This is a genomic window from Caballeronia sp. S22 (genome assembly GCF_964261745.1).
GTDB lineage: Bacteria > Pseudomonadota > Gammaproteobacteria > Burkholderiales > Burkholderiaceae > Caballeronia > Caballeronia jiangsuensis.
This window is the reverse complement of the sequence record NZ_OZ180040.1, coordinates 490,076-502,006: the sequence shown is the minus strand read 5'-3', so window position 1 is coordinate 502,006 and position 11,931 is coordinate 490,076. Positions and strand designations below refer to the sequence as shown.

At 60.9% G+C, this 11,931-nt stretch carries 11 protein-coding genes and 1 pseudogene; 7 read left to right on the top strand and 5 right to left on the bottom strand.

Annotated elements, in window-relative coordinates:
- Positions 1-109: 109 nt before the first annotated feature.
- A complete protein-coding gene (locus ACEN42_RS40730) occupies positions 110-1,036 on the top strand; it encodes a tyrosine-type recombinase/integrase (protein ID WP_371884034.1) in 927 nt (308 codons plus the stop codon).
- Between the two features lie 216 nt (positions 1,037-1,252).
- Here the strand turns inward: ACEN42_RS40730 and ACEN42_RS40725 are convergent, their stop codons facing one another.
- Positions 1,253-1,552: a hypothetical protein gene (locus tag ACEN42_RS40725; protein ID WP_371884033.1), complete on the bottom strand. Its 300-nt coding sequence runs from the start codon at positions 1,550-1,552 to the stop codon at positions 1,253-1,255.
- Between the two features lie 549 nt (positions 1,553-2,101).
- Between ACEN42_RS40725 and ACEN42_RS40720 the strand changes: the two genes are divergently transcribed.
- Together ACEN42_RS40720 and ACEN42_RS40715 are read left to right on the top strand one after the other, a co-directional pair.
- The gene (locus tag ACEN42_RS40720) at positions 2,102-2,428 is read left to right on the top strand and encodes a hypothetical protein (protein WP_371884032.1); all 327 of its coding nucleotides are present in this window, start codon (positions 2,102-2,104) and stop codon (positions 2,426-2,428) included.
- 149 nt (positions 2,429-2,577) lie between these two features.
- The gene (locus tag ACEN42_RS40715; protein ID WP_371884031.1) at positions 2,578-2,844 is read left to right on the top strand and encodes a hypothetical protein; all 267 of its coding nucleotides are present in this window, start codon (positions 2,578-2,580) and stop codon (positions 2,842-2,844) included.
- 28 nt (positions 2,845-2,872) lie between these two features.
- On the opposite strand, the gene ACEN42_RS40710 is transcribed toward ACEN42_RS40715, so the two are convergent.
- Together ACEN42_RS40710 and ACEN42_RS40705 are read right to left on the bottom strand one after the other, a co-directional pair.
- Positions 2,873-3,244, bottom strand: coding sequence for a Fis family transcriptional regulator (locus ACEN42_RS40710; RefSeq protein ID WP_371884030.1), 372 nt, complete (start codon positions 3,242-3,244; stop codon positions 2,873-2,875).
- Positions 3,245-3,345: 101 nt separating this feature from the next.
- Positions 3,346-4,044 carry a hypothetical protein gene (locus ACEN42_RS40705; RefSeq protein WP_371884029.1) on the bottom strand — a complete coding sequence of 233 codons (699 nt, stop codon included), beginning with the start codon at positions 4,042-4,044 and terminating at the stop codon, positions 3,346-3,348.
- A 265-nt stretch (positions 4,045-4,309) separates the two neighbouring features.
- Here ACEN42_RS40705 and ACEN42_RS40700 point away from each other — a divergent pair, with 265 nt between their 5' ends.
- Positions 4,310-4,540, top strand: a complete 231-nt coding sequence (locus ACEN42_RS40700) for a hypothetical protein (RefSeq protein WP_371884028.1) — start codon at positions 4,310-4,312, stop codon at positions 4,538-4,540.
- A gap of 236 nt (positions 4,541-4,776) precedes the next feature.
- Here the strand turns inward: ACEN42_RS40700 and ACEN42_RS40695 are convergent.
- Positions 4,777-5,728 (bottom strand): annotated as a pseudogene (locus ACEN42_RS40695) (SOS response-associated peptidase family protein).
- Between the two features lie 239 nt (positions 5,729-5,967).
- Here ACEN42_RS40695 and imuA point away from each other — a divergent pair.
- From imuA to ACEN42_RS40680, 3 genes are read left to right on the top strand one after another with little or no spacing between them, the layout of a single operon-like run.
- The gene (gene imuA, locus ACEN42_RS40690) at positions 5,968-6,681 is read left to right on the top strand and encodes a translesion DNA synthesis-associated protein ImuA (RefSeq protein ID WP_371884027.1); all 714 of its coding nucleotides are present in this window, start codon (positions 5,968-5,970) and stop codon (positions 6,679-6,681) included.
- Positions 6,605-8,068 carry a DNA polymerase Y family protein gene (locus ACEN42_RS40685; RefSeq protein WP_371884026.1) on the top strand — a complete coding sequence of 488 codons (1,464 nt, stop codon included), beginning with the start codon at positions 6,605-6,607 and terminating at the stop codon, positions 8,066-8,068. Before imuA ends, ACEN42_RS40685 begins: the two co-directional genes overlap by 77 nt.
- Before the next feature lie 14 nt (positions 8,069-8,082).
- Entirely contained in the window at positions 8,083-11,232 is a 3,150-nt protein-coding gene (locus tag ACEN42_RS40680) for an error-prone DNA polymerase (protein WP_371884025.1), read from the top strand.
- 37 nt (positions 11,233-11,269) lie between these two features.
- On the opposite strand, the gene ACEN42_RS40675 is transcribed toward ACEN42_RS40680, so the two are convergent.
- Complete coding sequence (locus tag ACEN42_RS40675; RefSeq protein ID WP_371884024.1) at positions 11,270-11,923, bottom strand: DUF2934 domain-containing protein; 654 nt, start codon at positions 11,921-11,923, stop codon at positions 11,270-11,272.
- Between the last annotated feature and the right edge of the window lie 8 nt (positions 11,924-11,931).

The following is an 11,931-nucleotide window of genomic DNA, read 5'->3' as shown; positions in this document are numbered from 1 at the left end:
GAGAGATAACAAAGGTTTACTTTCATGCTGACTTTCTTGATAACGGGTGTTGGCGAAGCGCCAGCTTCGCGTTAGATTGGAGGCTAGCGCAATTCAGTATATCTATTTTATGCCTATCGACGAATGGCTCGCTGATCCCGAATCGGCCTATGCGCAGTGGCAGCGAGCGCAAGCAACCGGCGCCGATCGTCGCCCTTTTGCGGATCAGTCGATCGTGCAACATTGCTCGATGTTTTCTCGATTCAACGACTATCTGTTGGCGCGCCGCCAAAGCGTCGCGACCTTTGGTGCCGACCACATCGAGGGCTTCTTCGAGAAACTCGCGCACGATTGCCAGCCTGGCACGACGACCCGCTTTCGGTATCTGAAGCTGATCGATCGAGTTATCCGGCATCTCGTGACACTCGACCTACGAAAAGAGAACCCCGCCGCCGGATTGCTCGCCCGTGAGACGTGGCCGGAAGATGAACCGACACCGATCTGTCTGTCTGAAGAGGACGACAAGCGCCTGCAGGCGGTGTGTGAGCCGACGACATGTTCATCCGCAAAGGCATTGCGCAATACGGCCATCGTCGCGCTCTTGCTCGGGTGCGGCGTCACGGCGGCCGAATTGAGTCAGTTGCGCGTCTCGGATGCGGACATGAACGACAGACGGCCCAGCGTGCTTGTCGATAAACATGGTCCGCGTCTGGCCAGACGCGTTCCTCTCGACCGCTTCGCGATCGACGTAATGCGCGTATATCACGACCTGCGCATCGAGACCGCTTGCCCGACCGATTGGCTTTTCGTGGCGACAGCCGGCGGCAAGCCGATGAAGCCCGACACATTGGTCAAATGCGTTCGCACGGCGCTCAGGACTGCCGGACTGTCGGCCGCAGACGAAAGTCCTCGCCTCTTACGCAATACCTTCGGCAGGCGCCACCTCGCCGCCGGCAAAACCAACGAACAGGTCAGCAACCTGCTCGGCCTGTCGAGCCACCGAACCGTGACTCGCCTTCGACTGACGCTTGACTCAACGGACTGCGTCGCCGGCTAACCACGAACGAGATAAAAATTGACGAAGGATGAAAAGAAAGTGCTCGATGATCAGATCCGACGCTGGACGTCCGAGCTGAACGCGCTTGCCGAAAAAATCGCGGCATCCGAGGGTGGCTGACGGTACGCAGTGCGCGCTACTGTTGGTTATGCCCAAAGGCGACTACGAGGACGTCGCGCCGGAGCTGATTGCAGAGGACGCGCTGGGCGTGGTCAATCACGGCTGGCCCGAGGGTTTCGAGGTTGAGATCGTCAACCGATCGAAGTAATCGATCCCATTCGACGGGATTTGGTCGACCAGGGCCGGTTCGGGCTCGTCCGGATCGTCGTCACGGGGCGCAGGCTTCAACACGGCGAGGGCGCTCTGTCTTAGATCCTGCTCCATAAGAAGAAGGCGGACCTTCTCCATGACAACGAGCTGCGCCAGATGTTCGTCTTCCCACGCCTTGCGGATTGCGTCGAAGTAAGCGCCGATCTCGCGCATGGCCTGACGCGCCTGCGCGATCTCCAGCAGCATGCGCTCAACCTCCGCATTGCCGCGATACTTCCTCCACAGCACGCGGCCCTCTTTGACACCAACGGCCTCAAACGGGGGAAGCTTACGGGCCATCTTGCCGTGCCATCGCCGAGCTTACCTTCCGCGCCACCGGTAGCGCTATCTGTTGCGCGCGCGCGGGCGAGCATTCACACGACCTCGTCGATTGCATTCGTTCCCCTCGCGTGCCGTTCGAATTGCGATGGGTGGAGCACGACTTGACTGCACGCCGTCTCAGTTGTCGCAAGGTTTCCCCCCGGTTGGTATTTGCAATGGACGAGATCCTCCTGAACACCGGGACAGACACCGTCTCCTTACAGAGTGTCGAACAAATTTTCTGACGCGAGGGCCGTCGACGGTTCAACGCGACCGATCGCCTCCGCCGATCGTCGCCGCCGAATGTCATCGGCAGAGTTTCGCCACTCTCGAGCCGCCTTGACTTCCGGATCAGATGAATAGGCTGAGAGATAAGCCGACAAAACGGCCCCGTCGTTCAACCATTCATCTATGTAACCCTTAAAGCGAGCCTCTATGCCCTACTCCATCGATCCCGTCAGCATTCAGTTGAGCGAGACAAGCCACGGCGTCAACGCGACGGCCAGGATCCTGCTCGACGGACGCGCGGTCGGTACGATCCACGACCACGCCGAACGGATCGTGACCGACGTCGTGTTCGGAACGGAGGAAGACCGCGTCGCATTCGCGATCGAAGCGAGGCGCAGTCTTGTCACCGTTTTTGGGAAGGCTAACCACCACGACAGCGCGTTCATCTCCGAATACGCTCGCGCCTTGCTCCAACAAGCGGAACAATGGCTGCTGACGCAGTCACGAACCGGTCCCGAATCGGCCTCAGAATGACAAGTCGATATGCGGTGGGCGACTGGCCGTCGGTATGGGCCAGCGAGCCCCATTTGACTCACCGCCTCGTCCTTGATCTGCAGTCCAGGTGCCTCATCGCGGGTCAGGATCGGCGGGGTCCGGATCGGCGCAGGGGGCGGCGAACCCCAATGAGCGTCGCCGATCTCGCTTACGTGCAGCAGATTCTTGACGAGACCTTCGATGACATCTGGACATCGCCCCGCGAGTATCAGTTCGACGTCAAGCGCAACGTTCCCGCGTGGGCGCTCGAGGCATGGCCCTGGCCGCGCGCTGCAGACCTCGCGGACGACTTTGATGCCGACGAATCAGGCGACGACTGTCTGTCCGTCGATGAGCACGGTTGTCGTTTCAGTGTCAGCCCCGTACTCCTCTCGTACAACGGAGAGTTGGATTAGCTGATCAGCTAATCGACCGACCAATCGATCAATTCTGCGGGCGCACGGACGCGATCATTTGCTCCAGTCGCTGGGTCGCGGCGAGGACATGCGCGAACCGCACCTCCCTCAATTGGCGATCGTATTCGTTCACGATGGCGGTCAGCGAGTCGATGGTCGCCTCGCTGAATGTCCACTCGCCGGTTTTGTTTCCGACATCCAGGATCGCGAGCACCGCCTCTTCAACCTGACGAACGAACGACAGCTCAAGCAAGCCGTGCCCCGCCTCGGTGAGGAAACTTGTCAGCAGAACCGTGTGGGCAAGAACGGTGGTCTCGGGACCCGCGGCACGACCTCCGCGGACCGATTCGAGCGCAATGCGCGCCTGCAGACAAAACATTTCAGCTTCCTGCCGCGGCATGGGAAGCAAAAATCGTTTCGACTGAACACGCGTCGGGGTCTTGGAAGACCGCTTTTCTTGGAAACGGGCATCGCGTCAAGTGTTTGCAGGGGAAGCTGACCTTATTCGAGCGCCATCCGCGTATCGTCCGCGGCCGATCCGGAGATCGCAGCACGCCCCGCAGAGAAGCTCGATGTCTGACGACCTCGGTATGCATCGCGTTTTTTTTCTGCGGCCGAGATGAAAGCCAGCAGATCACGATTCAAGTCGGCATCCTTCGCCCCGGGGCGCCATGGCACGCAACTGTGTTTCCTGCGCGTCTCGCGCGCCAGCGCCAGCGCATCTCGTGCTGCTTTCGCGCTCTCAAGGCTCACGTCTTCACACAGCGCGACCAGGTCGCCATATTCGGCGAATGACGCGAGATCTTCACACCCCGCATGTATTCTGGCCGGAAAGTCGCGCAAGTCCGACACGACCCGGTGACTGAGTCTGCGCCACTGGATGTTTTCCGGGAACACAAAGGCAGGCAGCATCGCGCTTTTTGCTGCATCGCGGTGCTGAGTACGACTGAATTCGTCGCGCGCCCAGTCCGCCCGGTGCATCATGGCGCGACAGACACGTGCGTAACCCTCGAGCGAGACCGCAACGTCCAGGGCCGCGTCGCGTCGTTCCCATCGATGAACGACCCGATTCTTCAAGCCTTGCATCGATAGCACGACGATGGAACTGGTGGCACTCGATGTGCCGACGATCGCGAGCCAGTTCGGCCAGTTGATCTGCGTCAGAAAACCCGGTACCTGCTGCCACTGCACCTGCCACATAGCGTGTCCTCAGAGCTTTGGAGCCGAAAGTATAAGGAGTTCTGCCGGCTCTCCCGAGCGTCAGCAAAGTGTTTGCCTGAGTGATGTGTGGATTATGCGACGAGGATGTGGATTCACGGTCAGTCCGTATTGCTATTCATCGGCAGCCGTGCTGTTTCAGGCCACCGGATTTTAAGTAGCTAACCAAAAGCGGTAAATCTTCGCCGGTGAATTTTTTTCGCGCTATGCTGATTTCACTCGCACAAAGATGGAGGGGACGGACAGCATGATCTTCTATCACCACGGTGCAGCCATTCAGCCATCCGTCACGCGCATCGGTCGGACCTACGTCGCTCGCGCCTCCATCCTCGAAGAAGACGGCGATGCCACGTCCCTGGGCGATCTCGGTGCGTTCGCGAGCAAAGATTGTGCGTACCAATTCGCCATTCGATGCGCATTCGCCTTTGTCGATGGAGAATCGCTACCGCTTCCGCCCTTCAAAGTCGCAACGAAATAATGGCATGACAGAGGGATGAAACTAAAACGTCAACGGCGACAGGAAATCGCGTGAGTTTTGAAGGGCTCATTTCCGATTGACCGGTCCGCGTTTCATCCATGTCATCGCTCCCAGATCGAACGAGGGCTTCGGACGCACGCGTGTGAAACGACGTGCGTGGCGGCGCATGCCGCGCTTTTTTGCGGCGCGTCTCATTTAAGCAAAGCGAGCAAGAGGCCAGACGGCCGCCAGCCGGGCTACTCCGCAAGTCGATGCTCGTAGTACGGTCGATCCCGGTCGTCGAGAATGGCTTGAAGCGCATCGAGCTTGGACGCGTCGGGATTCAGCCACGCCTCGACGTTTTCCGGCTTGATCGGCACGATGCAACGGTCGAGGCCTGCCGCGGCGACTTCAGCCGGCGGTCGCCCGCGATCGCTGCAAATGACAGCAGGTCGGGCTGATCCTTGGACGTCCAGCGCGACCAAAAAGACGCAACCAGCATGTCACCGCCTGCGTCTGGCGTGAACTCGAGCACGACGTTCTCGTCCTTACCCCCTTCCGCGAGTGTCCGGCCTTCCATTCGGGCCCGGCTTACGTTCTCGTAAAAGCGGCTCAGATCATGAGGCCGTGCGAGTACCCAAAAAGCGGCTTTCAGAAGCCTTCGAGATTGTCGCGTCGCGTTGTAGGTTTTGGGGTACCTAACATCGTAGCTCGCCGGCTTGCTCGCGATGCGGCACTGGTACCGCATGGCTTCACGACATACTGGCCGTTCTCGACGACGAGCACGGGCGCGTAGTGGCCCAGAAAAATCCGCGAGTCGCGATCTTTCGGCGTCGTACGCCGCAGATCGTCGAGCCTACGGAGGGTTCGGGTCGATTTTGTCGGTCGCGATGCGTCGACTTTCGGTCGCGGCCTTCGTGACTTTCGTCTCCAGCGCGCGTTCAGCGTCCGCGAGGCGCTTGCGCTGCTTGAAGAGATCCTGTTCGAGCGTGGCCGCCTGCTCAGCGTTGAACCGATCGATGAATGCCTTGATTTGGCGTTCGTCATCCGTTTGAGGATCGAGAAACGCGTCTTCTACCGCCTTCGGAACTTTCGCCTTGCTGCCTTCGGCACGCTCCCAGAACAGGCACGCGAATTAGCGAATGTCCATCTGCGCGCCGAACATCTTCACGTATCGCCAGTCAGCCTGGGTTGCGCCGAACAGCACACCGTCGCCTCCTTTCGATCTCGATCAGTTTAGCTGGCGGTGCCCGTCACCGCACAGCGGCATGCTCATCATCTTCTGACCGCGGCGGCAAAGGACGCAACTTCGGCATCGGACGTATCAAAGCCAGTCGCGCCTGGTCAATCTTCTGATGAAAAATGGGGCGCGATTCGCTGCCTCAGCTTTTGCGCTAAGATACTGTATAAATATACAGTGGTTGAATCAACCTCCTTCTCATTTCACTATGGCCGCCCTGCCTCAACACGTCGAGTCGATTCACCCGGCCCTCTGGAAGGGCAGCCAACTGGCGCGTACGTATGGCAAGACGATCGAGACGGGTTATGCGGCTCTGTCGGCGGAGTTGCCCGGGGGTGGCTGGCCGATAGGCGCGTTGGTGGAACTTCTGGTCCAGCAGCCAGGAATCGGCGAGATGCGGCTACTGAAACCCGCATTGGTCGCCGTGAGCAAGCGGCCGGTCGTGCTACTGCAGGCGCCGCACGTGCCAAATAGCCTGGCGTTTTCGTATCTGGGCCTGCCGCTGGACAAGCTGATGATGTTGCGTGCGCCCAAGACGGCGGACGCGCTGTGGTGCGCCGAGCGCGTGCTGAACGCCCGAAGTTGCGGCGCGTTGCTCTTCTGGCAACAGCACGTTCGGTCCGAAGCGTTGCGGCGATTGCATCTGGCGGCGCAAGCGACGGAGACCCTGCTGATTCTCGTCCGACCGCTCGCCGCCGCTCAGGACGCGTCGCCAGCAACGCTACGGCTGGGTGTCCGACCCGCTGACGGCGGCATCATCGTCGATGTCATCAAGCGACGAGGGCCAACCCGAACCGACCCACTCTCCATCCACCTTCAACCCTCGCCGATTCTGCTCAGTCCTCATGGCCGTGTTCGTCGCCATCTTCCTGCCCCGGCTTTCGCTGGAGGTGTTCCGTCCGAAGTGGTCGTCTCCGACTGAACACGGGTGTGTCGTGCTTGAGCGTGACAAGGTGATTGTGCTCGATCAGGCAGCGAGAGAGGCAGGGGTCATGGTGGGGGTGAAGCGCGGTGGAGTCACGACGCTCGCGGAGAACGCGTTAATGGTTGACCGCAATCCGGAACGCGAACTCGATGTGCAGCGCGAAGTCGCTTTCGCGCTGCTGCGCTTCTCGCCTCAGGTCGCCGTGCGCGAGGAAGACACCATCATCGTTGACGTGACAGCGAGCCTGCGACTCTTCGGCGGCATCGTGCACGTGTGCCGGCAGATGCGGGAAGCGGTCAATGCGATCGGCGTGACCGCTCGCATGAGCGTCGCGCCTACCGGTCAGGGTGCTTGGCTGCTCGCTAAACGTGGTCGCCGGCGCGTGCTCAAGATGACTTCGCTCGAACGCTTTCTCGGCGAGCTGCCCTTTATGGTCGTCCCGGAGATTCGCGCCTTCGGCGACTGGTTCAACGGCCTCGGTTGCCGAGTGCTTGACGATATTCGACGCCTGCCACGTGCAGGTCTCAGGAAGAGGTGCGGCGTGGACTTACTGGATTCGCTTGACCGCGCCTACGGCCTGTCTCCCGAACTTTACGCGTGGCTGGAACTGCCGCCGTCTTTCAGCGCGCGCACCGAGTTGCCCGACCGCGTCGAACACGAAGAAGCGATCTTGTTTTCCGCTCGACGTCTGATCGTGCAATTGTGCGGCTGGTTGAGCGCGCAGCAGCTCGCCCTTACGCAAGCAACGATCACGCTCGAACACGAGCGCGGCCGCCAGGCAATCGAGCCGACCGTTATCGACATCGCGCTCGCGGAGCCCACATGGCACGAGGAACACCTCGTACGACTGCTCAAGGAACGGCTCGGGCGCATCGAGCTCGACGCGGCCGTCATCGCCGTGCGCCTGACGGCATCGAAAGTACAGCCCGCGGAGCCGCCTAGCGACTCGCTTTTCCCGGATCCGGGCGGTTCCGCGCAGGACCACAACCGGCTGCTTGAGCTGCTGGTGGCGCGCCTGGGCGCCGAGAACGTCTTGCGAGCCGCACCAACGTCGGATCACCGGCCCGAGCACGCCAATCAGTGGGTGCCGGTTCAAGCCATCGCCAAAGCCTGCCCCGCGCCTGCCGAACTTCCGCGTCCGACCTGGCTGCTCGAAACACCGGTGCGGCTGATGTTCAAGAACCACCGTCCCTTTTACGGTTCACCCCTTAAGCTCGTCTCAACGGGGGAGCGTATCGAAGCGGGCTGGCACGACGGTGAGTTGGTCACGCGCGACTATTACGTCGCGCAAGCCGCCGACAAGACCTGCTACTGGATATACCGCGAGCGACCAAGCGTCAAGACTGAGGAAGTCCGCTGGTATCTCCACGGGCTGTTCGGCTAGGTGATGGTGTCGCCGTGGATCTATTTTCGTCGGCCCTGCCCGACTACGCCGAGCTTTTCGCGTTCACCAACTTCTCGTTCCTGCACGGCGCGTCGCACGGCGAAGAGCTTGTGCTGCGCGCGTCGCAACTTGGCTACTCGGGACTGGCGATCACCGATGAGTGCTCGCTTGCGGGCGTCGTGCGTGCCCATGTCCAAGCGAAGGAAGAAAAGCTGCCGCTCGTCATCGGCTCCTACTTCCGCCTGGTGCATGCGGACAAGAGCCCGGCGTTCGGTCTCATTTTGCTCGCGCAAAACCGCAAGGGCTATGGCAACCTATCCGAGCTGATCACGCTCGGCCGCATGCGTGCAACGAAGGGCACGTATCTGCTGACGCCGCACGATCTCTCGAAACCCGAGAAAGAGTACGCCCATCTGCGCGGGATGCCGGATTGCCTGGCCATCCTCGTGCCCAACTTTCCGGCAAAAGAAGACGCGCTTTCGGCACAAGTCGAGTGGCTCAACGAGACGTTCCCCGCACGTGCGTGGGTGGGTCTGATCCTGCACCAGCGCGCGATGGATGACATTCATCGTGGCAGCGTCGAATACATCGCCGAACAGCACCGCACGCCCGTTGTCGCGCTCGGCAATGTCGTGATGCACGTGCGCTCGCGCAAACCGCTTCAAGACACGATGACTGCGATTCGCATCGGCAAGCCTGTGGCCGAGTGCGGATACGATCTCGCCCCCAATGCCGAGCAACACCTCCGGTCGCGCCTGCGCCTCGCCAATCTTTATCCCGCACACGCGCTCGCTCAGACGCTCAACATCCTGGAGCGTTGCACGTTCTCGCTGGATGAACTGCGCTATGAGTATCCCGATGAACTCGTGCCGGACGGATTTACGCACGAAGCGTATTTGCGGCAGGAGACTTACATCGGCGCGCATAAGCGTTTTCCTGCCGGCATTCCACTCGAAGTTCAGCAGCAGATCGAGCACGAGTTGCAACTTATCCGCGAGATGCGCTACGAAGCGTACTTTCTCACCGTCTATGACATCGTACGTTTCGCGCGCAGTCAGCACATCCTGTGTCAAGGTCGCGGGTCGGCCGCCAATAGTGCGGTCTGCTATTGCCTGGGCGTGACGGAAGTCGATCCGTCGCGCGGCAACATGCTCTTCGAGCGCTTCATTTCGAAAGAACGGGGCGAGCCACCGGACATCGATGTCGACTTCGAACATCAGCGGCGTGAAGAGGTTATCCAGTACATCTATCGCAAATATGGCCGCGACCGCGCCGCCATTGCCGCGGCGGTGTCGACCTATCGGCCGCGTGGCGCCTTGCGTGAAACCGGCAAGGCTCTCGGTATCGATCCGCAGATCGTCGACAAAGTTGCGAAGAGTCACCAATGGTTCGATCATTCGCAGGACCTGTTGCGACGCTTCGAAGAGTCCGGGCTGGATCCGGCCAACCCCCTCATCACCATGTGGGCGAAGCTGGCCGCGGAGATACTGAATTTTCCGCGGCACCTGTCGCAGCACTCGGGTGGCTTTGTCATCAGCCGCGGCAAGCTGACCAGACTCGTGCCCGTTGAAAATGCCGCAATGGCGGATCGCAGCGCGATTCAGTGGGATAAGGACGACCTCGAGGCACTTGGCCTTCTGAAGATCGACGTGCTCGCGCTGGGCATGTTGTCGGCCATTCGCCGCACGCTCGACATCGTCTCCGAGCAACGCGGCGAACGCTTCGAGATGCAGGACATCCCATCAGAGGATCCCGAAACCTACGAGATGATCTCGCAGGCGGACACGGTTGGCGTCTTCCAGATCGAGTCGCGCGCCCAGATGAGCATGCTCCCGCGCATGCAGCCGCGGACCTTTTACGATCTTGTGATTGAGGTTGCGATCGTGCGTCCCGGGCCGATTCAGGGCGGCGCCGTGCACCCTTACCTGCGACGGCGTCAGAAGATCGAGCCGGTGACCTATCCGAGCCCAGCGCTGGAAGTCGCACTGGGCCGCACCCTCGGCGTGCCGATCTTCCAGGAGCAGGTGATGCAGGTCGCGATCCTTGCTGCGGGTTTCACACCTGGCGAGGCGGATCAACTGCGTCGCGCGATGGCTGCGTGGAAGCGCAAGGGTGGACTGCAGCAATATTACGACCGCATCGTCAATGGCATGCAGGAGCGCGGCTATGAGAAAGAATTTGCGGAGGCCATTTTTGAGCAAATCAAGGGCTTCGGCGAGTACGGCTTCCCGGAAAGTCACGCAGCGAGCTTCGCCCTCCTCGTGTATGCAAGTAGCTGGCTCAAATGCCACGAGCCCGCTGCGTTTCTTGCTGCAATGCTCAATTCTCAACCGATGGGCTTCTATTCGCCCTCGCAGCTCGTGCAGGACGCGAAACGTCATGGCGTGGAGGTCGTACCCATCGACGTCGCGATCAGCGGTTGGGACTCGGTGCTCGAGCGTCGCATCGATCGCGCGAAGCCAGCCGTTCGTCTCGGCTTGTCGTTACTCAAAGGCATGCGAGATGGTGCCGCCGAGCGCATTGAGAACGCGCGCGCCGTCAAACCGTTTTCCAGCGTGAGTGACCTGGCGCGCCGCGCTCGGCTCGATCGACGCGACCTCCAGGTGCTCGCAGCGGCGAATGCCCTGCGGTCGCTTGCCGGCAATCGCCGTGAAGCGCTTTGGCAATCGGTCGCGGCCGTGCCCGACCGAGACATTCTCGCCGACAGCCGCATTGATGATGAAACGCCAGCGCTGGGCGCGCCGTCCGAAGCCGAAGACATCGTCAGCGATTACAACGCGTCGGGGCTGACCTTGGGCCGGCATCCGCTTTCACTCCTGCGCCCCGTCCTGCTGGAGCACCGGCTCATGCCCGCGGCGACGCTGCGCACGTATCGCAACGGACGACTGGCGCGAGGCTGCGGACTCGTTACCGTAAGGCAACGACCGGGCACGGCCAAGGGCGTCATGTTCGTGACCTTGGAAGACGAGACGGGCAATGTCAACGTGATCGTCTGGCCGTCGCTACTCGAGAAGCAGCGAAAAGAGGCCCTAGGCGCAGCACTGCTCGCCGTGTATGGCACCTGGCAGTGCGAAGGCGAGGTCCGGCACCTCGTTGCCCAGCGACTCGTTGACATGTCCCATCTGCTCGGCGGGCTCACGACCGTAAGTCGCAACTTCTGTTGAGGCCCACGCGGCCGGGGCTGAGCCTCGTTGCGCCGATTCAACTGTCGCGGCCGCTGTTCTCGCTGAGCTGTTTTGCTGAGCGGTTCTTGCTTAGCTTGCCTGCTCTCGCAGTCGCGTCTGCCTTCTGCTGCGTCTTCGACTTCGCCCCCGCCTTCGCCTGCGCTTTCACCTTCGCGTCGGCTTTCGAGTCGGACTTGGCTTCAGACTTCGTATCGGTCTTCGCCTGACGCTCTGCGGCCACCTTGGGAGTTTTCGCGGTTTTCTGTTTGCCGTTCGTCGCTGAGTTATTTTTTCCGACCTTTGCAGGCGCTTCTTGACCCACCTTCTTCGCCGCTACGCTCTTGCGCGCTTTGGGTTGGGAAGCATCTGGAGTAGCGACCGGGGTAGCGACCGGGCCGATGCCCGTACTGCCCGGCGCCCCAGCACGTTCGCGCCTGAGTTGCGCAATCGCTTCATGCCAATAATGCGCGTCACGTCCGTCCTGGCAGCCTTGCGCCTCCCACAGCAGATATGCGCGGACACGAATTTCGTCTGCAGATAGCGTGATATCCATCGAAGCTGTCTCTCGGAGAAGTTGAACTGCTGCAAACATAGCAGCTTGCCTCGCGGTGCTCAACGCGTCGTTGCCGTCGCGAAACACCGCGCCGAGGCTTTCAATGGAATGGTCCTTGCTCGCTCTGACCGGCACCATCCTTGGAG

Bases quoted from the DNA above. Each gene is read 5' to 3' on its own strand.
- ACEN42_RS40730 (WP_371884034.1), top strand. From the start codon at position 110: ATGCCTATCGACGAATGGCTCGCTGATCCCGAATCGGCCTATGCGCAG.
- ACEN42_RS40725 (WP_371884033.1), bottom strand. From the start codon at position 1,552: ATGCTGCTGGAGATCGCGCAGGCGCGTCAGGCCATGCGCGAGATCGGC.
- ACEN42_RS40720 (WP_371884032.1), top strand. From the start codon at position 2,102: ATGCCCTACTCCATCGATCCCGTCAGCATTCAGTTGAGCGAGACAAGC.
- ACEN42_RS40715 (WP_371884031.1), top strand. From the start codon at position 2,578: ATGAGCGTCGCCGATCTCGCTTACGTGCAGCAGATTCTTGACGAGACC.
- ACEN42_RS40710 (WP_371884030.1), bottom strand. From the start codon at position 3,244: ATGCCGCGGCAGGAAGCTGAAATGTTTTGTCTGCAGGCGCGCATTGCG.
- ACEN42_RS40705 (WP_371884029.1), bottom strand. From the start codon at position 4,044: ATGTGGCAGGTGCAGTGGCAGCAGGTACCGGGTTTTCTGACGCAGATC.
- ACEN42_RS40700 (WP_371884028.1), top strand. From the start codon at position 4,310: ATGATCTTCTATCACCACGGTGCAGCCATTCAGCCATCCGTCACGCGC.
- imuA (WP_371884027.1), top strand. From the start codon at position 5,968: ATGGCCGCCCTGCCTCAACACGTCGAGTCGATTCACCCGGCCCTCTGG.
- ACEN42_RS40685 (WP_371884026.1), top strand. From the start codon at position 6,605: ATGGCCGTGTTCGTCGCCATCTTCCTGCCCCGGCTTTCGCTGGAGGTG.
- ACEN42_RS40675 (WP_371884024.1), bottom strand. From the start codon at position 11,923: ATGGTGCCGGTCAGAGCGAGCAAGGACCATTCCATTGAAAGCCTCGGC.